The organism is Paraniabella hibiscisoli, from assembly GCF_022512515.1.
GTDB classification, from domain to species: Bacteria; Bacteroidota; Bacteroidia; order Chitinophagales; family Chitinophagaceae; genus Niabella; species Niabella hibiscisoli.
Genome location: NZ_JAKWBK010000001.1, coordinates 2,418,359 through 2,443,093, shown reverse-complemented (window position 1 = coordinate 2,443,093; position 24,735 = coordinate 2,418,359). Strand labels below are relative to the sequence as shown.

The 24,735-nt window shown below is 41.6% G+C and carries 35 protein-coding genes and 3 pseudogenes; 16 read left to right on the top strand and 22 right to left on the bottom strand.

What is annotated here, in order from left to right; genetic code table 11:
- Positions 1–14 precede the first annotated feature (14 nt).
- The 3 genes from dut to ispF all read right to left on the bottom strand — a co-directional run bounded on the left by dut (position 15) and on the right by ispF (position 1,528).
- Positions 15–458: a dUTP diphosphatase gene (gene dut / locus MKP07_RS15510; RefSeq protein ID WP_240847992.1), complete on the bottom strand. Its 444-nt coding sequence runs from the start codon at positions 456–458 to the stop codon at positions 15–17.
- A 212-nt stretch (positions 459–670) separates the two neighbouring features.
- Positions 671–1,045 carry a hypothetical protein gene (locus MKP07_RS15505; protein WP_240847991.1) on the bottom strand — a complete coding sequence of 125 codons (375 nt, stop codon included), beginning with the start codon at positions 1,043–1,045 and terminating at the stop codon, positions 671–673.
- A gap of 3 nt (positions 1,046–1,048) precedes the next feature.
- Positions 1,049–1,528, bottom strand: a complete 480-nt coding sequence (gene ispF / locus MKP07_RS15500; protein WP_240847990.1) for a 2-C-methyl-D-erythritol 2,4-cyclodiphosphate synthase — start codon at positions 1,526–1,528, stop codon at positions 1,049–1,051.
- A gap of 246 nt (positions 1,529–1,774) precedes the next feature.
- Here ispF and MKP07_RS15495 point away from each other — a divergent pair, with 246 nt between their 5' ends.
- The 4 genes from MKP07_RS15495 to MKP07_RS41205 all read left to right on the top strand — a co-directional run bounded on the left by MKP07_RS15495 (position 1,775) and on the right by MKP07_RS41205 (position 3,440).
- The gene (locus MKP07_RS15495; RefSeq protein WP_240847989.1) at positions 1,775–2,386 is read left to right on the top strand and encodes a UDP-N-acetylmuramoyl-tripeptide--D-alanyl-D-alanine ligase; all 612 of its coding nucleotides are present in this window, start codon (positions 1,775–1,777) and stop codon (positions 2,384–2,386) included.
- A 29-nt stretch (positions 2,387–2,415) separates the two neighbouring features.
- Positions 2,416–2,709: a UDP-N-acetylmuramoyl-tripeptide--D-alanyl-D-alanine ligase gene (locus MKP07_RS15490; RefSeq protein WP_240847988.1), complete on the top strand. Its 294-nt coding sequence runs from the start codon at positions 2,416–2,418 to the stop codon at positions 2,707–2,709.
- Positions 2,709–2,972 (top strand): hypothetical protein, encoded by a 264-nt coding sequence (locus MKP07_RS15485; RefSeq protein ID WP_240847987.1) that lies wholly within the window; start codon positions 2,709–2,711, stop codon positions 2,970–2,972. Before MKP07_RS15490 ends, MKP07_RS15485 begins: the two co-directional genes overlap by 1 nt.
- A gap of 204 nt (positions 2,973–3,176) precedes the next feature.
- Positions 3,177–3,440, top strand: a complete 264-nt coding sequence (locus tag MKP07_RS41205) for a hypothetical protein (protein WP_317235833.1) — start codon at positions 3,177–3,179, stop codon at positions 3,438–3,440.
- 63 nt (positions 3,441–3,503) lie between these two features.
- Here MKP07_RS41205 and MKP07_RS15475 read toward each other — a convergent pair whose 3' ends face one another.
- From MKP07_RS15475 to MKP07_RS15465, 3 genes and pseudogenes are all read right to left on the bottom strand, one after another.
- Positions 3,504–3,914, bottom strand: coding sequence for a sugar phosphate isomerase/epimerase family protein (locus tag MKP07_RS15475; RefSeq protein WP_240847986.1), 411 nt, complete (start codon positions 3,912–3,914; stop codon positions 3,504–3,506).
- Positions 3,895–4,266, bottom strand: a complete 372-nt coding sequence (locus MKP07_RS15470; protein ID WP_240847985.1) for a TIM barrel protein — start codon at positions 4,264–4,266, stop codon at positions 3,895–3,897. Before MKP07_RS15470 ends, MKP07_RS15475 begins: the two co-directional genes overlap by 20 nt.
- Positions 4,267–4,567: 301 nt before the next feature.
- A pseudogene (locus MKP07_RS15465) lies at positions 4,568–7,560 on the bottom strand (glycoside hydrolase domain-containing protein).
- 150 nt (positions 7,561–7,710) lie between these two features.
- Here MKP07_RS15465 and MKP07_RS15460 point away from each other — a divergent pair.
- From MKP07_RS15460 to MKP07_RS15450, 3 genes are all read left to right on the top strand, one after another.
- On the top strand, positions 7,711–7,947 hold the full coding sequence (locus MKP07_RS15460; RefSeq protein ID WP_240847984.1) for a hypothetical protein: 237 nt from the start codon (positions 7,711–7,713) through the stop codon (positions 7,945–7,947).
- 476 nt (positions 7,948–8,423) lie between these two features.
- On the top strand, positions 8,424–9,125 hold the full coding sequence (locus MKP07_RS15455) for a cupin domain-containing protein (protein ID WP_262919770.1): 702 nt from the start codon (positions 8,424–8,426) through the stop codon (positions 9,123–9,125).
- Between the two features lie 133 nt (positions 9,126–9,258).
- Positions 9,259–10,158, top strand: coding sequence for a sucrase ferredoxin (locus MKP07_RS15450; protein ID WP_240847983.1), 900 nt, complete (start codon positions 9,259–9,261; stop codon positions 10,156–10,158).
- On the opposite strand, the gene MKP07_RS15445 is transcribed toward MKP07_RS15450, so the two are convergent.
- The 7 genes and pseudogenes from MKP07_RS15445 to MKP07_RS15415 all read right to left on the bottom strand — a co-directional run bounded on the left by MKP07_RS15445 (position 10,155) and on the right by MKP07_RS15415 (position 13,774).
- Complete coding sequence (locus tag MKP07_RS15445) at positions 10,155–10,595, bottom strand: ATP-grasp domain-containing protein (protein ID WP_240850869.1); 441 nt, start codon at positions 10,593–10,595, stop codon at positions 10,155–10,157. The genes MKP07_RS15450 and MKP07_RS15445 overlap by 4 nt on opposite strands.
- A gap of 35 nt (positions 10,596–10,630) precedes the next feature.
- A complete protein-coding gene (locus MKP07_RS15440) occupies positions 10,631–10,882 on the bottom strand; it encodes a hypothetical protein (RefSeq protein ID WP_240847982.1) in 252 nt (83 codons plus the stop codon).
- Positions 10,883–10,916: 34 nt separating this feature from the next.
- Complete coding sequence (locus MKP07_RS15435; RefSeq protein WP_240847981.1) at positions 10,917–11,138, bottom strand: hypothetical protein; 222 nt, start codon at positions 11,136–11,138, stop codon at positions 10,917–10,919.
- A gap of 10 nt (positions 11,139–11,148) precedes the next feature.
- A pseudogene (locus MKP07_RS15430) lies at positions 11,149–12,149 on the bottom strand (flavohemoglobin expression-modulating QEGLA motif protein).
- 674 nt (positions 12,150–12,823) lie between these two features.
- Positions 12,824–12,994: a hypothetical protein gene (locus MKP07_RS15425; protein WP_240847980.1), complete on the bottom strand. Its 171-nt coding sequence runs from the start codon at positions 12,992–12,994 to the stop codon at positions 12,824–12,826.
- Between the two features lie 172 nt (positions 12,995–13,166).
- Positions 13,167–13,505 carry an N-formylglutamate amidohydrolase gene (locus tag MKP07_RS15420; protein ID WP_240847979.1) on the bottom strand — a complete coding sequence of 113 codons (339 nt, stop codon included), beginning with the start codon at positions 13,503–13,505 and terminating at the stop codon, positions 13,167–13,169.
- Complete coding sequence (locus MKP07_RS15415) at positions 13,427–13,774, bottom strand: N-formylglutamate amidohydrolase (protein ID WP_240851124.1); 348 nt, start codon at positions 13,772–13,774, stop codon at positions 13,427–13,429. The genes MKP07_RS15420 and MKP07_RS15415 overlap by 79 nt, the downstream gene beginning before the upstream one ends.
- Before the next feature lie 102 nt (positions 13,775–13,876).
- Between MKP07_RS15415 and MKP07_RS15410 the strand changes: the two genes are divergently transcribed.
- Positions 13,877–14,584: a hypothetical protein gene (locus tag MKP07_RS15410; RefSeq protein ID WP_240847978.1), complete on the top strand. Its 708-nt coding sequence runs from the start codon at positions 13,877–13,879 to the stop codon at positions 14,582–14,584.
- A gap of 34 nt (positions 14,585–14,618) precedes the next feature.
- Positions 14,619–14,972 carry a hypothetical protein gene (locus MKP07_RS15405; RefSeq protein ID WP_240847977.1) on the top strand — a complete coding sequence of 118 codons (354 nt, stop codon included), beginning with the start codon at positions 14,619–14,621 and terminating at the stop codon, positions 14,970–14,972.
- 115 nt (positions 14,973–15,087) lie between these two features.
- On the opposite strand, the gene nth is transcribed toward MKP07_RS15405, so the two are convergent.
- From nth to manA, 3 genes are all read right to left on the bottom strand, one after another.
- Positions 15,088–15,741: an endonuclease III gene (gene nth / locus MKP07_RS15400; protein ID WP_240847976.1), complete on the bottom strand. Its 654-nt coding sequence runs from the start codon at positions 15,739–15,741 to the stop codon at positions 15,088–15,090.
- Positions 15,742–16,177: 436 nt separating this feature from the next.
- A complete protein-coding gene (locus MKP07_RS38660; RefSeq protein WP_262919322.1) occupies positions 16,178–16,840 on the bottom strand; it encodes a cupin domain-containing protein in 663 nt (220 codons plus the stop codon).
- A gap of 41 nt (positions 16,841–16,881) precedes the next feature.
- Complete coding sequence (gene manA, locus MKP07_RS38655) at positions 16,882–17,382, bottom strand: mannose-6-phosphate isomerase, class I (protein ID WP_262919321.1); 501 nt, start codon at positions 17,380–17,382, stop codon at positions 16,882–16,884.
- A gap of 34 nt (positions 17,383–17,416) precedes the next feature.
- Here manA and MKP07_RS15390 point away from each other — a divergent pair, with 34 nt between their 5' ends.
- The 7 genes from MKP07_RS15390 to MKP07_RS15360 all read left to right on the top strand — a co-directional run bounded on the left by MKP07_RS15390 (position 17,417) and on the right by MKP07_RS15360 (position 21,128).
- Positions 17,417–17,674, top strand: a complete 258-nt coding sequence (locus MKP07_RS15390) for a YraN family protein (RefSeq protein WP_240847975.1) — start codon at positions 17,417–17,419, stop codon at positions 17,672–17,674.
- A gap of 202 nt (positions 17,675–17,876) precedes the next feature.
- Complete coding sequence (locus MKP07_RS15385) at positions 17,877–18,512, top strand: hypothetical protein (RefSeq protein ID WP_240847974.1); 636 nt, start codon at positions 17,877–17,879, stop codon at positions 18,510–18,512.
- Between the two features lie 31 nt (positions 18,513–18,543).
- On the top strand, positions 18,544–18,744 hold the full coding sequence (locus tag MKP07_RS15380; RefSeq protein WP_240847973.1) for a site-specific integrase: 201 nt from the start codon (positions 18,544–18,546) through the stop codon (positions 18,742–18,744).
- A complete protein-coding gene (locus tag MKP07_RS15375; protein ID WP_317235832.1) occupies positions 18,705–19,442 on the top strand; it encodes a tyrosine recombinase in 738 nt (245 codons plus the stop codon). The genes MKP07_RS15380 and MKP07_RS15375 overlap by 40 nt, the downstream gene beginning before the upstream one ends.
- Before the next feature lie 108 nt (positions 19,443–19,550).
- On the top strand, positions 19,551–19,796 hold the full coding sequence (locus MKP07_RS15370) for a hypothetical protein (protein ID WP_240847972.1): 246 nt from the start codon (positions 19,551–19,553) through the stop codon (positions 19,794–19,796).
- Positions 19,712–20,380, top strand: coding sequence for a DUF2911 domain-containing protein (locus MKP07_RS15365; RefSeq protein ID WP_317236023.1), 669 nt, complete (start codon positions 19,712–19,714; stop codon positions 20,378–20,380). The genes MKP07_RS15370 and MKP07_RS15365 overlap by 85 nt, the downstream gene beginning before the upstream one ends.
- 22 nt (positions 20,381–20,402) lie before the next feature.
- Positions 20,403–21,128, top strand: a complete 726-nt coding sequence (locus tag MKP07_RS15360; protein WP_240847971.1) for a DUF6263 family protein — start codon at positions 20,403–20,405, stop codon at positions 21,126–21,128.
- Positions 21,129–21,344: 216 nt separating this feature from the next.
- Here the strand turns inward: MKP07_RS15360 and MKP07_RS15355 are convergent, their stop codons facing one another.
- The 6 genes and pseudogenes from MKP07_RS15355 to MKP07_RS15330 form a co-directional block, all read right to left on the bottom strand.
- Entirely contained in the window at positions 21,345–21,698 is a 354-nt protein-coding gene (locus tag MKP07_RS15355) for an acetyl-CoA carboxylase biotin carboxylase subunit family protein (RefSeq protein ID WP_240850865.1), read from the bottom strand.
- 84 nt (positions 21,699–21,782) lie between these two features.
- Positions 21,783–22,684 (bottom strand): annotated as a pseudogene (locus tag MKP07_RS15350) (acetyl-CoA carboxylase biotin carboxylase subunit); the annotation flags it as partial.
- Positions 22,685–22,769: 85 nt separating this feature from the next.
- Positions 22,770–23,135 carry a four helix bundle protein gene (locus MKP07_RS15345; RefSeq protein WP_240847970.1) on the bottom strand — a complete coding sequence of 122 codons (366 nt, stop codon included), beginning with the start codon at positions 23,133–23,135 and terminating at the stop codon, positions 22,770–22,772.
- A gap of 50 nt (positions 23,136–23,185) precedes the next feature.
- On the bottom strand, positions 23,186–23,677 hold the full coding sequence (gene accB, locus MKP07_RS15340; RefSeq protein WP_240850863.1) for an acetyl-CoA carboxylase biotin carboxyl carrier protein: 492 nt from the start codon (positions 23,675–23,677) through the stop codon (positions 23,186–23,188).
- A 188-nt stretch (positions 23,678–23,865) separates the two neighbouring features.
- A complete protein-coding gene (locus tag MKP07_RS15335) occupies positions 23,866–24,186 on the bottom strand; it encodes a hypothetical protein (protein WP_240847969.1) in 321 nt (106 codons plus the stop codon).
- Positions 24,159–24,431 carry a hypothetical protein gene (locus tag MKP07_RS15330; RefSeq protein WP_240847968.1) on the bottom strand — a complete coding sequence of 91 codons (273 nt, stop codon included), beginning with the start codon at positions 24,429–24,431 and terminating at the stop codon, positions 24,159–24,161. The genes MKP07_RS15335 and MKP07_RS15330 overlap by 28 nt, the downstream gene beginning before the upstream one ends.
- Between the last annotated feature and the right edge of the window lie 304 nt (positions 24,432–24,735).

Sequence of the window (24,735 nt, the reverse complement as noted above, 5' to 3'; positions counted from 1 at the left end):
GGATAGCGCATCCATTATTGTTTGCCTGTGTGCCCAAAGCCTCCCGCGGCTCTCACCGTTTCACCCAGTTCCTCAACCGGTACCCAGTTAATGATCTCTACTTTCTGTATTACCATCTGGGCAACGCGATCACCGTTATGGATCGTTTGAGCTTCGTTGGACAGGTTAATTAAAATTACTTTTATTTCTCCCCTGTAATCTGCATCAATTGTGCCAGGCGTATTCAGACAGGTTAATCCCTGTTTAATAGCCAACCCGCTGCGCGGTCTTATCTGGGCCTCAAAACCTTCGGGTATTTCTATGAATAAGCCTGTTGACACCAAGGTCCTTTCCAGGGGTTGTAACACGATATTTTCCTCTATAGACGCTTTTAAGTCCATACCAGATGCACCGGAAGTAGCGTATGCCGGTAAAGCATGCTGCGATTTATTAACGATTTTAACTTGTAACTGGGTCATAGCGACAAAGATAGCCTGTTGCTGCTAAAGCGGAAAGCTGTTTTAACGATAGCCTATATTTAACAAAATGTTGCAGTAATGAGGCTATTTCAAGATGATTTTCAGGTCCTCCCGCCGGGCGTAAGCCATTAATAAGACAAAAATTATCAAGGACCAATGATTAATAAAGGAGGTTTTACAATTGCCATTATAAATGGATCCCGAGTTTTCTTTTAAGTGCCAGGGAATATGGGTTGCATTATTGGAATTTCCCATCCCATATATTTATTCGAAATAGCAGGAAGCAAGTCTATAATATCAGGTAAAATGCAACCTGCAAAAGCAGCGACCACTATTAATCGATATGTTTTTCGGACCAATATAGTTCCTGTAGCAATAATGCAAAGGCCAATAACCACATCCCATTTTGAATGTACCGGATAGCAATGTGGCATGTAGTCTAAAACACCATGAAAAAACACGGCGGCAAACAAAGCTATTGTTGCCACGGTCGTTACAGCACGGTAATTATCCGGCTTAACTATGCTGGTATCCGTCACCATCGCCACAACTCCAATAGCCGAAACTGTGTGAAATATAACATTCATTGCTTATATCTTCTGCAACAAAACGGTAGCATAGGCCACCAGTCCCTCTTCCCTTCCCACAAAGCCCATGTGCTCGGTGGTGGTTGCTTTTACAGAAACATCTTCGGTCAATACCTCGCAAATACCTGCAATAGTTTCCTGCATCTGGGGTACAAAAGGTTTTATTTTGGGTTCCTGCAAAGTGAGCGTTGAATCAATATTAACTACTTTATAGCCTTTATCTTTAATCAGCGTCATGCAATGTTTCAGCAGTATTTTACTATCAATATCCCGATACCTTTCATCATTGTTCGGGAAATGAACACCAATATCACCCAGGCTTAAAGCGCCCAATAAAGCATCGCAGATCGCATGCAGCAATACATCGGCATCGCTATGTCCCAGGGCTCCCTTTGTATGAGGAATTAAAATGCCGCCGATCCAAAGATCACGCCCTTCTACCATCTGATGAAAATCGATACCATTACCTATTCTAAAGCTCATAAAACTGTTTATATATTTTTACATTACAGAGTGGACGGCCGTAAAATCAAACACCTGTTGAGTATACGGGATTCAAATCCCTCTCTCCGCCCCAAGCCCCCTGTTTATTCCCCGCGAATATAACTAACTCCCTTCATTTGTCTATTTTTGCAGCTATGAACACAGCGGCACTTTACGAGGTTTATTTACAATATCCCAACATACAGACAGATACGAGGAAGCTACAAGCAGGCGATCTTTTTTGCATTGAAAGGCCCCAACTTCAACGGCAATCAATTTGCACAACAGGCATTGGACGCAGGAGCCGCATACGCAATTATAGATGAACAGGCTTTTGAAGTTGCGGGCAAGACCATTTTGGTAGAGGATGTATTGACAGCCCTGCAACAATTGGCGAATTACCACCGCCGGCAGTTCAACATTCCATTGATCGCTATTACCGGCAGCAATGGTAAGACCACCACTAAAGAGCTGATTCATGTGGTACTGAGCGCCAAATATAAAGTGTACACCACCGAGGGAAACCTGAACAACCATATAGGCATTCCGCTTACCCTGCTTAAAATAAAGCGTGATGCCGAAATAGCTGTAGTGGAAATGGGCGCCAATCACCTGCACGAAATTGAAGGTTATTGCCAGGTGGCGGAACCTACACATGGGCTGATCACCAATTGTGGCAAAGCGCATCTCGAAGGATTTGGCAGCCTGGAAGGCGTTAGAAAGGGGAAGGGAGAATTGTTTGACTATTTACGCACCCGGGAGGATGCTACCGCTTTTATCATGCAAGACTATGATTACCTGCAGGAGATGAGCAAGGGTATTGCACGCATTGTAACTTATGGCACCCATGATGCCTGATCAACGGAAAGGCTGAAACAAAAGGCGAGTTGCTGGCCGTTACTATATCAATGGGCGAAACGGAGTTACCAATAGCTACAAAGCTGGTAGGTGACTATAATTTACCCAATGTGCTGGCAGCAGTTGCTTTGGGTCATGAATTTGATATTACTGCCGATGCTATAAAAATGGCGATAGAAAGCTACAGGCCGTCGAACAGCCGCTCGCAACTGGTTGAAAAAGGTAGCAACAAAATTATATTGGATGCCTATAATGCCAATCCCAGCAGCATGAAACTGGCTATTGAAAACCTGGCTCATATTAAAGCTGATAAAAAATATTAATGATCGGCGCTATGGCCGAAATGGGCGATGAAACCGCCATTGAACATGCAACACTCATTAACCAGATCCAACAAAACAGCTGGTACCAGGTTGTATTAGTAGGTAAGCCTTTCCTTCCCTATAGCGAAGACTTTACCTACTTCGAGCATTCGGCTGATGCGGCAGAATGGGCTGGTCGGCAAAATTTCGAACATGCTTATATCCTGATAAAGGGCAGCAGAAGTTCCCAGATGGAGAAAATATTAACCGCAATCACCCAATAAATTGGTCATGGAGCACAATGAAAAAGCCAGGAGAAGTTATTTAGGAACGGTATTAGGCTGTTATTGCCCCCGTTGCCGAGAGGGTAAATTGTTTGAAAAACCGCTCACTTTAAAACTCAGCGGCTTTATGAAAATGAATAAGAACTGCCCTGTTTGCGGTCAACCAACGGAAATTGAGGTAGGCTTTTTTACGGCACCAGTTATGTGAGCTATATGCTGGCGGTTGCGCTTAGTGTAGCCAGCGCCATTGCCTGGTGGGTATTGATCGGTTTTTCACTACAAGACAACCGATTTGTTTACTGGATCATATTCAACGCCTTGCTCCTGGTTTCTTTACAACCGTGGCTCATGCGTTTTTCGCGTAGCCTCTGGCTTTCCTGGTTTGTGAAGTATGATCCGAACTGGAGCAGCCGGGGACCAATGGATGTTTCAGAACGCATTAATAAAGACCAGGGCGATAACTGGTAGCAACTATTGTCAAAGATTATAAGAGCGGGTACTAGATTATGTTGATAGTACCCGCTTCATTTTTTACAGGCTTTTTTGTATACGCTCTAACAAAGCTTTTGTTTTAAGTATTCCTTCGCTTTCAGAAATGGCGCCTCCTTCATATTCTATGCCTACATAACCTTTAAAGCCCGATTCTTTTACGATCTTCAACATCTTATCATAATCTGTCTCCACACAATTTCCATTACTATCAAAATTATAGCTCTTGGCACTAACCCCTTTGGCAAAAGGCATGAGCTCTTTTGTGCCTTTATACCGGTCATATTCTTCCGCACATTTATTTCCATCTCGCCTGATACAGAAATTCCCAAAATCAGGTAAAGTGCCTACATTGGACTTATTAACCTTTTTCATAACACCGCTCAACCAGCTTCCGTCAGATGAGTAGCCACCATGATCTCTACTATTACATTTATTTTTCTTTTGCAGCATACGCCCCCAGCTTTGATAAACCTTCGGCGGCAGCATCCGATACTTCGGCAGCAGTGCCTTTACCGGCTGCGTTAACCCTTATGGTAGCACACCCCAGGTATTTAGCAGCATTCACCCACTTGTAGTGATTCTCCACCGCTTTTGTACGGGCAGCTGCATCAGCATTTCCCAAATCGCCTTCCCCATCGCACATGATGAGGTGATTTTTTACCCCGTTATCTTTACAGCGTTTCAACAATTCATTAAGGTATTGCGTATTTTCAGCTTTGTCTTTGAAAAAGGTATTCACATACTCTACTACACTAATACCAAACTCCTTTTTAGTTACTCCCGGAAAATCGAGATTGTCCATTTCCTTGGCAAAAAGCTTTTTATGTAAAGACCATTGGGCCAATGAAATTTCGAAAAAGATTTTTTACGGAGATGAGCTCTTTTCCCCATGCAGGCATCACAGCGCAAGCTGCGGCAATTGCTGAAGCATTTCTAAGAAAAACTTTTCTATTCATATGGATATTTTATACTTTAAAAATGTATTCGGTTTAGAATGAGCGTAGCCAGAGCCCGCCCTTCCTTATCATATAGCTTATTACAAGATTTACTTCGGCCTGACTAAAGCAGCTCCAAAGATCCCGAAAGATAAACTATTAATTGGTTTATTTGATGATCAAAAGCCATCCTTTGTTCTTCTCAACGGGTATTACGTCATCGGGCCTGAAGGTTGCAGCTTCCTGGAAATTATTTATTGCAGGCGCAGTAATGGTGGCTTTAGCAGGATCGATTCCCAGCTTTTTCCAGTCAATCGCCAGCTTAACCGTTTCATTTTTCTCTGCCCAGCTGGCGAGTGAAACCAGCGTTGCGCCGTTCTTTTTATACACTGTTGCCAGCACCTGTGCATGACTTGTTTTTACAGGGCAGTCTTTTACCCAATAGCCTATCATCTCAGATCCTTCCATTCCAAAGTCATCCCAAACCTTCCAGATCGGTCGTGGATCAGCATTGTCGCTCCAGGGGATCCGGTTGGTCATGCCATATACCATGCCCCTCCAGGCGTTACCACCATCCTGTAACATTTCACCCATTAAACCAAAAGGAATACCACTCACTTCCGTAAGGAAAAAGCCGGGATCACTTTTTTCATAATCGAAATACTCTCCAAACCAAAGCCGGTTGAGATAAGGAAAATGCTCCATATAGAGGTTGGCACTATTATTAAACCCGTCACTTTTATTAAACTGGTTAGCCGAATGCAGATCGATGATGCCGGGCGCTCCGTTCTGCGTCAGTATCCGTTTTATCCGTTTCATGGTAACACGATCAAATGCCACGTCATCCAGGTAAATACCATCTATTCCAACATTTTTTACCAGCCAATTCATACCTTCCACATAATAGTTATGCCACCTGCTCATACCACTATTAACAATGGCCGCATCCTTGATCTCAGGTACAAACCAAGCAGCAATATAATCCTTGCCTACCTGCTCCTGTAACCAGCTAAACCCGCCCCCGGACCCGGAGAATAAATTTCATGCCCCAGGCTACGCAAGGTAAAGGTTTCATATGCTTTATTGGAGAGCTCCCGAACCGTATTATATATTTTTACTTTCAATCCAAGCCCATGGGCACTGTCAATGTAAGCCTTCATCTTTTTCCATTCGATAAAAGGATAATTAATATAGGGATTAATAGCATTAGCATGGTGAATGTTTACTACAGATGCTCCTTTATTTTTTATGCTTTGCAGATCTTCGTATTTATGATAGAAACGGTTCTTCCATTGAAAATCGGTGTTAATCGTATGAAAAGGAGTGATCAGCAAATTAAAATTATAGTAAAGTGTATCGCCGGCCTTCATACTACGGGCACCGTTATACGCATTAACCAATACGGAACTGCCTTTTCTAAAAACATCAATTCCGCCACTGGTTCCATTACCCCATGATTGTGGCAACAGCAGCGGTTTTTGCAAGTAGAAGTTAGTGTTTAAAGGGCGTGTATAATGTTCATCCCTTAATGAAAACTGCAAGCCGGCGTTCACATTGCCGATCCAGCCGCCATCCTGGTTTTTATGCGCCACATCCCATTTCCATAAAACAGAATCGGGCCTTTGACCGCCCTTCATTCCAAGGCCCATAAAGTAATCGGTCATCGCAGGATTTACAGGAATATGAAAAGTAATATCCTTAAAAGAAACGTCCTCCAGCGCAACCAGTTGTACCGTATAGGCCAGGAAGCCATCAAATTCGAGAGCCGCATTCACCTTCATGCGCAACTTTGGCGAGGTATTAACCGCTTCCCATTTAACAATGCCGGCATCTTTTTGCAGAAATCGTATTCCATCACTCTTCCATTTCACGGCTTTCCCGTTGCTCTCTATATGATGAAAATGTATAGGTTCCATCAGGATATTATTGGGCGTTGTTCCAATGGAAGTCATTTCCGGCTTAAAAAAGGTTTGTATCTGTGCGGGAAAACCATCTTTATTTATCAGCACTTTTCTCCCTAAAAGGGATATGGTTGTATCCGCTACCTGCAAAGGCGTATAGGGCGCAATTACTGTATTGTCCTGAGCCAGGGTCGAATTCAACCATTTAAGTCTTGTTTGTTTTTCGGGATCAGCAGCCTGGTCTTTTATAACTTTATTGTTAACAACCAGTGTTACTTGGATGGATTGGTTACCGCTTTGGCCGGTCTTCACCGTTGCCGTGCCGGTATAAATACCCGGTGCGCTCTTCAAAGGCACATCAACTGCACACCACATAGATTGTATGGTACCACCGGGAACATTTACCTGTGTCTGCCATAAATTACCTTTATAATCGGTCCCATTTGTATTGATGCAGGAAATATATTGTGCGGGAATAACCTGGTTATTTTTGGATCTCAGATCAGAGAACTCAACCTGTACATTTGCCAGGTCCGTTAGTGCATACACACCGAGCTGGAAGGTAAAATACTCTCCCCGCGCCGCCGTGTCTTTAAAAGCCGGGCGAGCTCCATTTTGTACCCAACGATAGGGCAGGTAATCCCTCATCTGAACAGGATGCATTCTATCTTCAGGAAAAACAAGGTATTTTTTATTCGCAACGCCTCTTTGTAACTGTGCTGTTTCGTTCCTGGTAGCAATCATTCCCATGGGATAAAAGCTGTTGAAAGCGTTAATAGGTTCGTAGGTGATAGTAACGGCCTTTGCAAATGCATTCTTCAGTAAGGTTTGCTTTAGCCAGCCTTCACTTGCTGTTTCCGCCTGTTTTAAATATACGCCCCTGGGATAGTTAGATCGTCCTTCATTTTTGTAGGGCATATAATACACATAGTAGCTACCCGCGCCTTCGGAGGGTTCAAATAATATACTCGCCTGCTCATTATCTGCAGATACTATCTTTATGTTATCAATAGGCTTGGTGCCGGTCTCACCCACCATAATAATACGTTTTTGAGCAACATTATCGTCATGCCGGCGCCACGGAATATTTACATATGCCACTGATTTGTTTATCGCCAATTGCTCCTTGCTTAGTTTTATTATAAAGCGATGATTACCTAAAGAGTCGGCATTCCAACTATTATTGCCGTTAATATACTTAAGATTTTGGGCACTGCATAAATTGCCAATGAATAAGAGAGCTGTCAACAAATAACGCATCTTCTAAATTTTGACAGAAAGGTAAATGTTTATGAAAACCTGTTAATCATTTTATAAAGAAAAAATTGCGCATACGATTGATCATAAAACCAAAAAGATTCATTACTTTAGTTTAGCAAATATTATTTTATTAAACCTCAAAATCGTTTTATGGAAACAACAAATATTGAATTGAATCAGGAAGAAGTATTGGTAACAAGATTAGATGAAGTGAACGCTACAGAAGGCGCTTATGATGGCGACGGAGATGGAGATGGTGATGGTGGTGCTGATGGTGGTGATGCATCTGATGGTGATGGTGGTGCAGACGGCGACGGTGGTGCTGATGGTGATGGCGGTGCAGACGGCGATGGTGGCGAAACTACCGAAGGAACAACTGAAGCCTAATCTTTAAGCCTTAAAAGGACTTTTTTTAAAAGCCGCAGAAAATAATATTTACTGCGGCTTTTTTTGCACTTTGCATGCCCCATTGCGTTATTATGACGTGCATACCTTAATAAAACTATGATGAATTATTTTTTCGATAAAATTGTAGCGCCCTATAGCCTGGAAGACTTTTTTGAAAAGTACCATGAAAAAGACATTTTACATGTAAAAAGAAACGACGAGCAGTACTACCAGGACATTTTAACACCCCGTGAGATTTCCGACTACCTGGAACGCCAGGATATTTTCTACCCCTCAGTTCGTATTGTTAAAAACGGGAAAGAAATTCCTAACGGCGATTATACTTTAAAGAGCACGCCGATCGGGCATCACCGTAAAGACGGGATCATCAATACTGAAAAAGCTTTCGCCCTTTTTAATAACGGCGCCACGTTTGTAATACAAGCGGGACAGCGTTACTTTAATAACCTCTCCCACTGCAGCCTGGAGCTTTCGCAAAGTTCAACGCTCCTGTACAGGCCAATTTATACATTACGCCGAACAAATCGCAGGGATTTAACCCGCATTGGGACACCCATGATGTTTTTGTATTGCAGATATCGGGCACTAAAACCTGGCATTTATACGGATTTGAAAAAGAGCTCCCCACAAAGAACCAGTCTTTTGTAAGTAAGGATTATAAGAAAGAACCTATTCAAACGATACAACTAAGTCCTGGTGACTTTTTATATGTTCCTCGCGGTTATGTGCATGATGCCATGGCAGATGATGGCATTTCTTCTCACATTACGATAGGTGTGCTATCTTTTACCTGGGCGAGGTACTTCAATGAAATATTCCCCCAGCTGGAAGAATTTAAAGAGTTCAGAGAAGCCGTTCCCTTCTGGAAAGGCGACCTGACTGAATTAATACAGGAAAAAACAGAAAGCCTTCGTCAGAAATTGTCACAACTTAATTTTAATAAAGGCATAGAGCGGTTGAATAAAAGTTTTCATTCGGCTCAACCTCAACCCGTTCGCAATTATTTTGAGAGCATCAGGAATATCAGCAAGCTAAGCGGCGATAGCCCGTTAGCTTTAAACGAAGGGCTGATTTACCAGTTTGTGAAAAAGAAACGGGCCATGAACTACATTTGCTGGGTAAAGCCATCCAGTTTCCGGATACACTTAAACCGGTAGTTGATGACATTTTCCGTAAAAAGAAGTTGAAGCTGAAAGATCTATCCGGAGATGCAGAGTCTGTAAAAGGGTTGATTACACAACTAATCAGGGAAGGCGTTGTTTATATTGATGAATTGTAAAGTATTATTATTTGGACAACAATACTAAGAAAGAGGTATTTTTCTGCAGTGCCGCATCACGGTATTTTAAAGAGCAGCTGGCCGGCACTGCGGCTAATGCCGGCGCGTTCATTTTAATTGAACATGCCAATCCTTTTCCTGAAAAGATCATTGAGGCACATTTTGATAAAGAGTGGCTTAAAGGTATCCAGCTACTGGCCAAAAGCCTGAAAGGAAAAGTATTACTGATCCGCAATAAAAAAACCAATTTTAAAGATTGTAAGATATCTTTTGTTGACAATAAAGCCGGGCGCTATTTTACCATTCAGAGCACCATTGAACAGATCAGTTCTATTAAGTTATCAGATCATATCAATTCCGCTGATACGGAATGGCAGACAGATCCCTTTTTTGTGATCTGTACCAATGGCAAAAAAGATAAATGCTGTGCCAAATTCGGCTTCCCGGTGTTTAAATTTTTTGAGTCCTTTAATGCAGATGTAAATGTTTGGGAATGTACCCATGTAGGGGGTGACCGTTTTGCAGCCAATGTTATTGCTATGCCTTTTGGTATTTATTACGGGCATGTTGCGGTGGAAGATGTTGGGCATATTATGGTAAGAACCCTTTTGAGAAAAATTTATAAGAATAAATTCAGAGGTGTATCCCGCAGGTCATTTTATGAACAAGCTATAGAATGTCATTTGCGTGAACATTTGCAGAACTATGATATAGATTTCGAAATTCATACTCATTTACTAAAACATGAGGGCGACCATTACGAGGTAGACGTAACCACCAGCAATAATGGCCATTACATGATGGACCTGGAGAGGGTTAAGATCGATTATCCGCATCTTTTAACCTGCAGTGCTACAAAACAGGAAAATATTTCAAAGTTTAAGCTGGCGAAATTAGAGGAGTTGTCTTAGTCCAGTTCCTGTTCAATTGCCTTAATGACCTCTTCAAAATAATTAGCGTCGTTCAGCCTGCAGGCATGTCCCATACCACCAGGGCTAAATACGTTCACTTCCATCACCTTATCTCCTACAATATCGAGGCCCACAAGGAACATCCCATCCTTAACCAGCTTATGGCTTACAGCATCTACAATGTCAAATATCTTCCGGGTTATTTTAGCCTGGGATACAGAGCCTCCCTGGTGAATATTACTGCGGATATCGCCACCTGCCTGTGTACGATGTATAGCTGCTACTTTTCCGTCAATTTCTATTGGCTTTCCGTTTAACAGGAACAGCCTTATATCTCCTTTACTGGCTTTCGGCAGGTACTCCTGTGCAACGATATACCCATCGCGTCCAATAGCATCTACAATCTGGTTTAAATTCTGATTTTGTTCATTAACCAGGAAAACATTCTTTCCTCCCGATCCCTGAAGGGGCTTTAAGACAATATTTTTTTATGTGCCGCGTAAAAGCTTTTAATTTCCGCAATACTACGGGTAATAATAGTCTCCGGCCTTATGATCTCAGGGAAGTATTGAAAATACATTTTATTGGTAGCCTTGGCGAGCGTGTCAGGATTGTTCAAGACCAACACTCCGTTTTTCTTGGCTAATTGTCCAAATACAATTCCCGAATACTGTGCCCAGGGTCGGTCATCCAGATCGGCAGAGGGGTCGTTGCGCAACATCAAACATCCAGGTCTTTGGACTCTATCAGTTTTTTCTCTACCTCAAAGACCGCTTCCATAAATATCTGGGGGCTCCGGAATTTTTTAGCCGGCGCTTTTTTGCATGAGCACCCATCTGCCCGGAAGCGGTATAGCTGAAATCCTGCACCGCGATATAATACACTTCATGTCCCATTTGAAGGGCTTGCAATGCCAGCCGGGTAGTAGTGAAATAGGATTCTTCACGATCATAATCATTAATAACAAAACCTATGCGCATATATAGTTTTTTATTGTTGAATCATTTTAAAAATGTTCCCGTCCTTTTTAATTGTTTCGAGCTTTGCCAAAAAATCTCCCTGTAAAAAACGCGGTGTTATGGGTGCTTCCAAAAGAATGTTGCGATGGATCAGCTCCTGTACTACAGGCAGGTAATCTTCACGGATCTTTCCGATCAACAGGTGCCTGAGGTCTTTTCCTTTTTTGATATAATCTATAATATTCAAAAAACCTTTTAAATAAACAGCATCTTTTGTAAGCCCGCCACCACGATACACCCGCATACAAATATTAAAAGCCGAATGAGGGGTGAAAGCATATTTATCAGAGAGCAGGTTAAACGTATCTACAAAGGATTTACCGCTGATCATTTCCTGTACCGCTACTACACGCGCCGCAAGTGTACGCATCCTGCTAGCCGTTAAGCCATCTGTCATATACTCTGCCAGCACTGCTAGCCCCTCCTGCAATTCTTCGTAACCGGGTACCCCGATAGAAAACAACTCCAATGGTTGAGCCTTACCATTATAATAAGTTACCACATGCGTGCCAATTTCGTGCTGTAAAAGAGGCTGTGCTCTTTTTTTGAGACGCCGAAGCCTGAGTTAATATTCAGCACCCCTTTTGACACCAGTATTCCCTCTATATCTTCTGCAATACGCACATTGGTCGATATGCTACTATCCTGGGCCCGTAGCCATTTCAATTCTTTTTGAGCCAGCAACGCAAACTCTGCAGCGGTTAATCTTTTCGATTCAGGAGCAACTTCACTCCCCACATCTACCGCCACCAGCAGGGCTTTCGCTACATCCAGCAACTGTTCACTAACCGGACCGAATAATTGCAAACTGCTCAACAGGAAATCATGCTTTTCACGTTCCTGCATCATGTTCAGCATCCGGTCGATCTCTTTTCTTTTATCGCGAAACAAAAAAGCAATGGTAGGGTCCGTTATTTCTTCAATAGGCAGGTTATATATTTTCCTTTTGATCAGCTCCGGATCAACAGGCATAGGCCGGTAATGAAACACCGGATTCTTAGCATAGTTAGCTTTCTCAAAATCTTTCCATGCGGCGTCCGCATTAATGGGTGTTACCAACATCAGAAAGTCGAACATCTTGGTATACGCTGCCAGCTCCCTGTCTATTTCACGGGCCTTATCATCTATGATGGTAGTACCCAACATCTGAAAATGAGAAGCAATAAAAGAAGTTTGCAAACGTATAAATTCGAAAAAACTTTTACGCAACGCCTTGCTATAACTCGCCCTCAGTTCACGCAAAAACAAAGGATAAGGTTTACCGGTGGCTTCATTTACATATACGGGTGCTATTTCTAACCCAACAAAAGTGATCCCGTTTTTTTCTATATATTCCTTCTGCAATAGAGGTTGTGCATTTGCCGGCGTTGCCGGATTCTGTTGCTTTTGAATGACAGAGGTTTTTCCCCAGGATGGTATAGGTATTTTGTTTAACTCTACATCCAGTTTGCGGGCCGTATCTATTGCCCTTTTCTGGCTGATATGAATAGTAAAAGGAGACTGATATACTTTGGGTGAAAGCCAGGTTTCCAAAATCAAAAAACCATTAAACTTGTCTGCCAGTAAAGTACTAACCATTTCAATAATCTTTCGCATGAGACCATCTGCCCTGTCTTCTGCAATCAGGAAAGCTGACTCTGTTTTGCCTAACCGGTTAGGAAAATAATCTTTCCCCTCCCCAGCCGGTATACCAATAAAAACGGAACAGGCTTCTCAATTTTAAGAAGACCATTGCCGGGCAAAGTGATATGGATCGGCTCTGATTTTTTAAGCTTATCCTGCAAGCGGTTCAATATTTTTTGATTAGCTTCTGTCATGCTTTATTCCAGGTTCCGTTTTCTATTTCCTTTTGCAAAAAGCTTACCGACGATTCCAATAATTGCTTTAAAGCATTGATATGCGGTATATCAGCAATACCTGTCCATTCATCCATAAAAGTTTTTTTAAATTCGATCGAAAGCACCGCTCCATCATCCCCGAACTCATTTATTACCCACTGAGCAAATGCGCCCCCTTAAAAATGATGTTCTGTCTAACATCTGGCTGTTTTCCTAAAACTTTAGATGCTGATAAAAACTCATTATAGCGGTTGCATAGTGGCTGCCATTTATCTTTATTGTAAGCCGTTCCCAGGTTAATTTCTGGGTACGTTTCGTTAGGCGCTTCTGTAAACGAATTTTCTCTGCGATGATTGTAAGAATGAACATCCAGTATCAAAAAGCGCCCATGTTCCTTTATAGCTGCTTCAATTAACAGCAGTATTGCCGTATAAAACTGTTCATAGCGTATATGCAGCTCCTGAATAGATGTGGCAGGAGACCATTCCAAACCTTCAGGCCCCAGGCATCTTCCGGCTTTGCATAAACCGATTTTTCTTTTGTCCGGTTTAGATCCAGCTGAAATCGGGAGCCATGTACCAATATCGTAGTAACAGGAAGCTCACTGATCATATATCCCGTGTAAGGATCTTCTTCCCTGGCGCGGCCTTGCTCATCTAACAGAAGATAAGGACGCAGGGCGTCATCTATCTCGTGACCGTCATGCAAGGCGAAAGCCAGTATGGGCGTATTCCTATTTACGATAGTAAAATCCTTCATAACTAACTTAAAAACAAAAAGTAAGCCATAAGAGCGTTCTATATAAATGTCATTAGGCAATGACAGGCCTCAAAAGACACTCCGAGGTGTAAAAATTTAACAGTGCGGCCAGAGAATTCAAAAACATCCTATCTTTATAAGGAACTAAATGTATGGTCGAAAGATCCGCTTCAACCAATGATTAAAAAATATTTACTGCTAACCATTGCCCTGGTATACTGCTGCCTTAGCCATGCCCAGATTTTTGAACCTGATTACTCCAAGCTCAGACTTGCTGTTTCCGGTGGTTACGCCTACCGCCTGGGGAAAAAGCCTGATAATGCTTCCTATTTCAGAGACATCAGCCGTGGCCCTGTTTTTAATGCCGGCCTTATTTATTTTTTGAGCCGTAAGCATGGCGTGGGTATTGATTATTCTTTGTTCAGCACAGCTGCATCCATGACCTCCCCAAGTTTGATCAGCAATATCAAAATAAATTATACAGGCGCTTCGTATCGCTTCAGACAGCCTGTTTTGAATGAAAAAGCTGAATGGTTATGCGGTATTGGAGCGGGTTATATCGGGTATCGCGATCAAGGCTGGATCAACAGCATCGAAGGCACGATTAAAGGGGGCTCTGTGGCTTCTTTTATGACCACTGGCATTGATATTAAAATTTCGAGAGGATTATCAGCCGGTATTGACGTTAATTTATATTCAGGTTCTCTTTCGCGTGTGACCCGCAATGGCGCTACTACCCAATTGGAAGGAAACAATATTGAAAGCCTCACCAGGGTAGAAGGCCTGGCTGGTTTACGCTACAATTTTTAATCCATTATTTAAATAAAAAACTATGTACAGAACAATGCTAACCCTTATTTTTTCATTGGTAGTGATCTATGTTGCCGCCCAAGGAAACGATACCATTACTATTAAAAAAACCTTTGGCGGACAAACCTTTTATCAAAATGGAGTCCTGCTTAAATCAAAACAGTTAAAAACTATACTTAAGACTGATGGTGAAGCCTATAAGGTTTTTCAATCATCGAAAGCTGCAACAACGGTAGGTACTATTCTGGGATACACCGGTGGATTTATGATGGGATGGTCGTTGGGAACGGCTATTGGCGGAGGAAAACCTAACTGGGCTATTGGTGGTATCGGTGCCGGTTTAGCAGCAGTCTCTATTCCCTTTAGTATATCAGCTAATAAAAAATAAAGAAGTCGGTAGAGACGTATAATCAACCAGGTAAAAATACCCGCCTCCATCCGGGTCAAATGAAAATGGAAATCAGACCTGAGCGCATTGCCCTGGTTTACTCTTTCTAAATACACTAGTTATAATTCAAACTATTTTTCTGAAACCACAAACAGGCTTGCTGTAAGCCACACTCCCTGCATTTGGGGTTTCGGGCAATACAGGTATATCTTCCGTGTAAAATCAGCCAGTGATGCGCTTTATGAATAAGTGAGGCATCTATATTTTTAACTAATTCTTTTTCCACTGCCAATGGCGTTGAGGCTTTTTGCGACACAAGGCCTATCCTTTTACTTACACGAAATACATGGGTATCCACCGCCATATTCGGCTGCTTTTCCACTACAGAGGTGATCACATTAGCCGTTTTACGCCCCACGCCGGGCAGCGCTACCAGCTCGTTTACCGTCATCGGTATTTCGCCGTTAAAATCGCTTTCCACTTTTTGTGCCATGCCCACCAAATGCTTACTCTTATTGTTAGGATAAGAAATACTACGGATCAATGGGAACACCTCTTCGGCTGTCGCCTTGCTCAGGCTTTTAACGTCAGGATATTTTTCAAATATAAATGGCGTAGTAAGGTTTACTCTTTTATCGGTGCATTGAGCCGACAAAATAACGGCTACCAGAAGCTGATAAGGATTATCATACACTAACTCCGTTTCAGGCTCAGGCATGTGAACCGAAAAATAATCCACTACAAACTGGTAACGTTCTTTCTTAGTCATAAAAGTTCCATTGTGAAAAAGCAAAGCTATGGTTAAGCAACCAATGAGAGTTATTTACCATCAATCTTATTATCAGTAAATACTCTTTCAATACAGTTGTATGTTTAAGTCTTTTAATCTGCCCTTTGTTTTCGTAATGTTTGCTTTAACCTCATGTACCATATTAAGAACAGGTAGTTTTAGTTCGGAAAATATCAAACCCGGTATGACTAAAGCGCAGGTAATTTCAAAGTTCGGGAAGCCCGATCGTGAAAGCTTTAATAAAACAGACGAAGATATTTTGTACGAAACATTATATTATGTATCTTTTGAAAAGAAGGGAGCTATATCCTTTTATGATTATATCCTGGACTTCAAAAATGGCTCGCTTGTATCTATGCGGCAGGAACCCCAGGTGGAAACATCTGAAAAAACAATCACCGTAAAAAAGAGTAGCCTACCGCGCCGCAGCCTTAAACAGCCAGGCATCTTCCAACGCTTTTATGGTTACAGTTGCTCCGGCAAAAGCAGCGGCCGTTATATTGGGTTTTGCCAGCGCCACTTTTATCTTTTTAGACTGCAGCGTAACTTTTCCCTGCATCAATAAAAATATTTCTGCTGTTGCAATATCCAGCGTTATGGCTTCTCCTTTATTAAGTTGGTAAGAATTTAATGTAAAGTCTTTTACCGGAGCTTTATACGATTGCACAGATTTCCCCTTAGCCGGTTTAATTATTTTGGGATGGGTAGCTTCGCAACGGGTATGTTTCAACAACTCCACCGTATCTATATGCTTGGTGGTTAGTCCGCCGCGCAATACATTATCGCTGCTGGCCATAATTTCTACATTCTGACCTTCAAGGTAAGCATGAGGCACACCGGCATCCTGGAATATCGCCTGGCCTGTTGTGAGGTGTAACAAATTGAAAAAATACACAGAGAAAATGCCCCGATCGATAACGCCGGGCCTGCCGAATGTCAATGCCGCCCTTGCTGCCCAGAAATTTTCGTCTGTTTTTTCAAGTTGGTTATTTTGGTACAACGGGATGATGCGTGCCAACAGGGGTTGTAATAAGGCATTCACTTCTTCCTGTGGCATTTCCATCGATAATTGATACAACCCTGCATAACCTTTCTTTTTAAAAACGGCTTTGAACTTTTTCAGCTCTTCACTTTGTCCAATACCGCCAACAGTTCATCCTCTGGCTTAAAGCCATGCAATAGGTAGAACTCGCTCATCGCCACCATTAATTCCGGTTTGTGATTCGCGTCTTTATAATTTCTGTCAGGTGCTGACAACGGCACCCCTGCCTCGTTTTCCTTTTCAAAATCAATAGCAGCCTGCTCTTTCGACGGATGAACCTGTATAGACAACATATCTTTTACATCCAGCACTTTTAAAAGATAAGGCAGATTGCCAAACCGTTTTAAAACAGTGGTCCCTAAAGCAGTTGCCAGGTCCTTTTCAATATAGTCCCTTAGCAGCACCTGTTTGTCGCCGGTAAGGGTTAGCTTACAATCTGCCTGCGGATGTACCCCCAGCCAGTATTCAGCAAATGGCTCCAGGTTGGGATTTTCAATCTGCAATAGAGACGGGATATAAGAGGTACCACCCCAATCGTAATGTTTAATACTTCCGGTTAAAGACGCTAATTGTTGCATAGAAATATTGTAGTAAATTCAGGTAAAGATAAGCATGGCTATTCATAACGACATCGGCAAAAATGGAGAATCGCTTGCTGCTACCTATCTGCAGAGCAAAGGTTATACGATTGTTTGTAAAAACTGGCGTCATTCTTATTATGAAATTGATATCATTGCCAACAAAGGCAAAAAGCTACATTTTATCGAAGTAAAAACACGCAGCTCCGAAGTTTATGGACACCCGGAAGACAGTGTAACCAAAAAAAGTTCAGGTTTCTTAAAAATGCGGCTGATGAATATCTCTATTTAAACCCGGGCCACCGATGGATTCAATACGACATTTTATCGATCACTTTTCAAAAAGATGGCGCTCCCGATTATTTCCTGCTGGAAGACGTATTTCTTTAATAGTGGGCTATGCGATCAGAAAACGCTCTATTGTGTTGTGTTTGAAGGATTTTTTATGTAGGTTTGTTTCCTTTGAAACCCACTCAAATAATAAACGAAAAAACATGAAATTTTTAAGCATTGCCTGCATTGCCGCCACCATGGCCCTGATCAGCTGTAAAGATGGTGGTAAAGAAGTAGCTTCCGCGCCCTTCTGCAGCGACACTACCTGTCTGACCGAGCCTATGAAATTCGAATCTGAAGCACCTGGTAAACCTTTTGTTCGTATCAGCTACAAAGATTGCCAGATCGACTCTATCCATTGGGAAAAAGGAGGCATGGGTGTAATAAAAGATATTATTTTCAGCGAATTTATTCCTAACGTCGTTAAGCCATCCAAACAATTCCTTACCTGTAGTATCATTGATGGTAAATATGCATGGGTGAAGTTTAATGATTGCGCTACCGGTCGTGGTTATTTATTAAAACTTCCTTTCGAAAAAACAGGCACTACAGCTAAGTTCACCAGCGCTATCAATAATTTCGATCCTAAATTCAAAGTTGAAGAAGGACTGGTTGCTTATTATGACAACACTTTCATTTATGTGGAAGATATGACTACCGGCCAAATAGCTAAACAATTATTAACAGACCAGGGCGTTACTGATATGGATTACGACAATGTACACCGCCTGATTGACTCAGTAAATATTACTAAAGCCAATATTTACGCTAAACTCAACGTTGATAAAAAGAAGTGATTCACAACAACCCGCTTTCTTTTAAATAAAAATGTGGGCACCTTACAAAAAAGGATTTAAAGCATACCTGCAATTAGAGAAATCGCTTTCCGATAATTCTACAGACGCTTATTTACGCGACCTGGATAAACTGGTGCAATTTCTCGAAATAAAAAATATACAAAAAATCCTGCAGCCATCACGCTGCAGGATTTGCAATTTTTTATACAATGGATTGGCGAGCTGGAAATGACTGCCACTTCGCAAGCCCGCATTATTTCGGGCATCCGCGCTTTTTACAAGTATTGTATTTTAGAAGATATGGTTGCGGAAGATCCCACTCTTTTGCTGGAAGCACCTAAAACCAAAAGGGCCCTGCCCGATGTGCTAAGTTTTTCTGAAATAGAAATCATCATCGGACAGATCGACCTTAGCAAGCCCGAAGGTGGTCGCAACAAGGCGATACTTGAAACACTGTATAGCTGCGGCCTGCGTGTGAGCGAAGTGGTCAACTTACGCATTTCACAACTTTATCTCGATGTAGGCTATATCAGGGTAACCGGCAAAGGCGATAAAGAGCGATTGGTTCCCATTGGCGATGCCGCTACCAAATACATTAATATTTACCGCCAAAACATCCGTAATCACGTTGCGGTAAAGACGGGCAATGAAGACATCCTGTTTTTAAACAAGCGGGGGCAAAAGCTTACCCGTGTTATGATATTTTTAATTATCAAAGACCTGGTACAAAAAGCGGGTATTAATAAAACAGTATCGCCGCATACTTTCCGCCATTCATTTGCCACCCATTTAATAGAAGGCGGGGCTAACCTGCGTGCCGTACAGGAAATGCTGGGGCACGAAAGCATCACTACCACTGAGATCTATACACATCTTGACAAAGAGTTTTTACGTAAAACACTGGAACAATTCCATCCTTCTTTCCGCTGATTTTTTTGTGAAAGGGTTAACTTTTTACAGCATTGTACGTTGTACTGTAGCGTGTAGCTCAATGATATTTGCTACATTTATCAAGTCAAAATAAAAAACAAACCACACATGAAGAAGATTGTATTATCTGTTGCATTGTTATGCGCACTCTCTTACGCCAATGCCCAGATAAAAATGCCCGCACCGAGCCCGGCTCAAACTGTTAAACAGGAATTTGGATTATCCAATGTTGAGCTATCTTATAGTCGCCCTGTAAAAAAGGCCGGAAAATATTTGGCGACCTGGTTCCCTACAATGCAGTTTGGCGTACCGGGGCCAACGGCGCTACCACTCTTACTTTTGGAGATAATGTAATTATAGGGGGCAAAGAAATCGCTGCTGGCAAATATGGTTTATTAAGTATTCCCGGGGCAACCAGCTGGACGCTGATCATTACCAAACAAACCGACGTCACCAGTCCTTCTGCTTACAAACAGGAAGAAGATGTGGTGAGAGTAACAGCCAAAGTAAAACCTTTAACTACAGGTGTAGAAAACTTTAGCATCCAGTTTGACAATATTCAATCTGAAAGCTGCGACCTGATCATTAGCTGGGACAAGTCGATGGTAAGCCTGCCTATTAAAACCAACGTAAATGACAGGATCATGGCTTCTATCGAAGAGTCGATGAAATCAGATAAGCCCGCTTATTTTCAGTCAGCTTTCTATTACCTGGAAAACGGCAAAGATTTGAAGCAAGCCGAAGAATGGTTTAGCAAAGCCGTTGAGGCGCAACCCAATGCTTTCTGGATACGTTATCAACAGGCACGCACATTAGCCAAACTGGGCAAAAAAGCACAGGCGAAGGAAGCTGCATTAAAGTCTAAAGAACTGGCTGCCGCTGCCAAAAACCAGGATTACGTGACATTAAACAATAAACTGATCAGTTCCATAAAATAGCTCCTTTTATGAAAAAGGCCTCTTGCTGTGCGCATTTATTATCTGCTCTATTCTTGTACAGGCTCAAAAAGCGTATACGATCAGGTTTAACCCGGAAAATGGTAGCCGGTATGGCGTGGCCTTGGTTAGCAAAACCAAAATGATCCAAAACGTAATGGACCAGAATGTGGAGATGAATATGGACTATGACTTCAACAGCACCTTTCATGTATCTGCAGATGGCGAGAACAAAAAGCTAAAGCTCGTGTACGATCAATTCAACATGAATATGCAGATCATGGGAGAGCAGATAAAAATGAGCAGTGAGGACACGACCAACGAGGCCAGTGCTGCGTTCAGAGCCTTAAAAGGGCAAAGTTTAGTTCTTTTAATGGATCCGTATGGAAAAGTAGTGAAGATAGAGGGTGTCGAGGAAATGCTCGGCAAAGTAGGTGATTTGAAAGAACAGCAAGAAGCCATGAAGGGTGTAGTGGGAGAAGATGCCTTAAAAAACATGATTGAGCAATCTTTTGGCTTTTACCCTAACAACCCGGTTAAAGTAGGCGAGTCCTGGTCAACCGAAATGAGCTTAAAGCAGCCCTACACCATTAAGGGGTCGGCCAACTACACGTTAGTAAAAGTAGAAGGCAAAAAAGCCTATATCGACTTTACGGGAAAACTAACCACCGATAGCAACGCATCTATACAGACAAATGGCATGGATGTGGTTTTGCCATTGAAGGATCATTCAGTGGCAGCACCGAGGTAGATATTGATACAGGTATGCCGCTCCTGTCCTCCATACAGCAAAAGATGAAAGGGAATATAGAAGCCGGGGGACAAAAGGTACCGATGGCCGTAAACGCTGACATTACAATGACTACTGTTAAAAAACCATAGTCATTATAACCCGTATAAAAAATGGGCTTCGATAAACGAAGCCCATTTTTTATTATACGTGTAGGAAATATTGCTCCCCAACCACTTATTTCTTTAATTGAAAAGTCTCTAAAAATTTAGTATTGAAGTTGCCATTGATGAAATCTTCATTCTTCATTAATTGCAGGTGAAAAGGAATTGTAGTTTTCACCCCTTCGATTACATACTCACTTAAGGCCCTGTACATCGTATCAATAGCTTCCTTCCTCGTACGCGCTACTGTGATCAGCTTACCGATCATCGAATCATAATAAGGGGATATCGTATACCCTGCGTAAACGTGACTATCAACCCTCACCCCATGACCGCCTGGCACATGCAGGTTGGTAATTTTACCGGGAGAAGGTCGGAAGTCGTTAAATGGATCTTCTGCATTAATACGGCACTCAATGCTATGCATGTGAGGGAAATAGTCATTACCTGATATTTTTTCACCCATAGCGATTTTGATTTGTTCTTTGATCAAATCAAAATTGATCACTTCTTCTGTTACGCAATGCTCTACCTGTATACGGGTATTCATTTCCATAAAGTAGAAATTGCGATGCTTATCTACCAGGAATTCGATCGTACCTACGCTTTCATAGCCGATAGCAGATGCCGCTTTTTTGGCAGCCTCACCCATAGCAGCACGTAATTCATCGGTCATAAAAGGAGAAGGAGACTCTTCTACCAATTTCTGGTGGCGTCGTTGAATAGAGCAATCCCGCTCACTCATATGACATACATTGCCAAACTGATCTCCTGCAACCTGTATTTCTATATGGCGGGGCTCTTCAACAAACTTCTCCATATAAATACCGTCGTTCTTAAAGGAAGCAGCAGCCTCCATTTTCGCAGTATCATAGGCTTTTTCCATTTCGCTCTCTTCCCAAACGATGCGCATACCTTTACCACCACCACCGCAGTTGCTTTTAAGATTACTGGGTAACCTACTACTTTAGCCAGCTCTTTTGCTTCTTCGATGCTCTCCAGCAAACCTTCTCCACCTGGCACAACCGGTACGCCGGCTTTGATCATGGTTTCTTTGGCCGTAATTTTATCACCCATTTTATTGATCATATCTGCAGTGGGACCAATAAACTTGATATTGCTTTTATTACAGATATCAGCAAACTTTGCATTTTCAGCAAGGAATCCGTATCCCGGATGTACTGCATCGGCATTGGTTATTTCGATAGCAGCCATGATATTAGGGATATTCAAATAAGACTCTGAACTGGCCGGGCGACCAATGCACACCGCTTCATCCGCAAATTTTACGTGCAGGCTTTCACTATCGGCCGTAGAGTATACCGCAACCGTTTTAATACCCATCTCACGACAGGTTCTTATGATGCGCAAAGCAATCTCACCCCTGTTGGCTATTAATATCTTTTTAAACATAATTTTTTAATGTGCTAATATGGTAATGTGCTAATACGATAATGAACATCACACATCTATTTATATAAAAAAACTAAGAATATAACTAAAAGGATTTTTCTTTTTTAGAAGTCGACAAAATCTTGTTTAAAATTTTACTGATCTCTTCTAATTTAATGAGTAAGTCAGATGTGGAAGGATATTCCTTTGAATAATCATATAATGTGAGCCAATATTGTGTTTCATCTGCTTCCTTGGCAGATATCTTAATTTTATGGATGAAGTCCGCTTTACTTTCACAATTTTGGGCCTCAAATGCATTTGCCCCAATAGAAGTTCCCGACCTGAATAATTGCTTACTAATTGCAAATTTCTTACTATCATCTAATCTGCTACAGTAATCAATAATTAAAAGAGAGAACTCGAAACTTAATTTTAAGATCGGATTTTTCTCTATAAGGTCTTTTTGCATAAACCAATTTTATGATTAGCATATTAGCAAATCAGCTTACTATCACATTATTACGCCGTTTCCACTTCAAACAAAGGCTGATCAAACTCAACCGGTGAAGCATCGTCTACTAATATTTTCACGATCCTTCCACTTATTTCGCTTTCGATTTCGTTAAACAATTTCATTGCCTCAATTACGCACACTACTTTCCCTGGAGTAATAATATCTCCTTCTTCTACGAAGTTAGCTTTATCGGGCGAGGGTCTGCGATAGAAAGTACCTATCATGGGGCTTTTAACAATGATATTGTTGTTAGAGGGCTCCGCTTTTGCTTTCTCGGCAGAAGCAGCTGCAGCCGGGGTTTGCGGCGCTGTGATTTGTGCAGGCGCTACCGGAACCGGTAAACCCTGAACAGGAAAAGGAGGCGCTGATACCACCTGGGTAATCGCTTCTTCTTTCTGCTTGATCGTTAATTTAAAATCTTTCTGCTCTATATTTAATTCTCCGATATTAGATTTATTGACCATCTTGATCAATTCCTGAATTTGCCTGAAGTCCATACTTTTCAATTTGACAGCTTTGGGGTTAATACAATTTTTTCTGTAACAGCGTTCGACACGAACATCTAAGGTAAGTAAATCAATAAGATTAAACCGTAGATTTCTCCTAATTTTTGGCACAGCAGCGCCAAAATTAAAAATGGCCCTCAACCTGTATCGATCAGAGCCATTCTTTAATATACTTACAATTATTCTTTTACTCGTTCTACGTACTCGCCGGTTTTCGTATTCACTCTTATCAGCTCTCCTTCATTTACAAACAAAGGCACGCTCACCGTAGCACCAGTTTCAACTGTTGCAGGTTTTAAAGTACGCGTAGCAGTATCTCCCTTCAAACCAGGTTCTGTGTAAGTTACTAACATTACAATTTTGTCGGGTAATTCAACACTTACAGGCTGCTCAGTTTCAGTATTAATGGCAATCGAAACCTCCTGGCCTTCTTTCAGGAACTGCGGCGCATCAATTAAATTTTCTGCCACGCTCATCTGCTCGAAAGTGGTATTATCCATAAAGTTGTAGCCGGTTTCGTCCTGGTAAAGATATTGGTATTCTCTTTTTCCACTCTTACAGGATATATATTATCTCCGGAGTTCCAGGTTTTTTCAATAGTTCTGCTATTGTCTACACCTTTAAGCTTTGCCCAAACCTTTGCTGCTGCACGGGCTGTTTTGTTTTCTCCAAACTCAACTACCGAGTAGAGGCTACCGTCCAGTTTGAGGATCATGCCACGGCTGATATCTGCAGTATTTGCCATTGTATTTTTTTAGGGCGCAAATATAGCATTTTTCAATACCCCGCTATAAATAATCCGGTTTAATATAAATATCAAGAAAGCAAAAAGACGCTTGGACATCATATTAAAATTATTATTATTTATATATTTTCTACCGATTATCCAATTTTTGTAGAATTATTGTTATGTTTACAATTAATTAGTATTTATTTAATATGATTATTAGCATTAGAAAAGCCAAAAACAAAGTAACAAATGCTAAAAAACATCAAATTATTTTTAAATACCATGCGAATTTCGATTTAAACATTTTTTTAAACTTTAA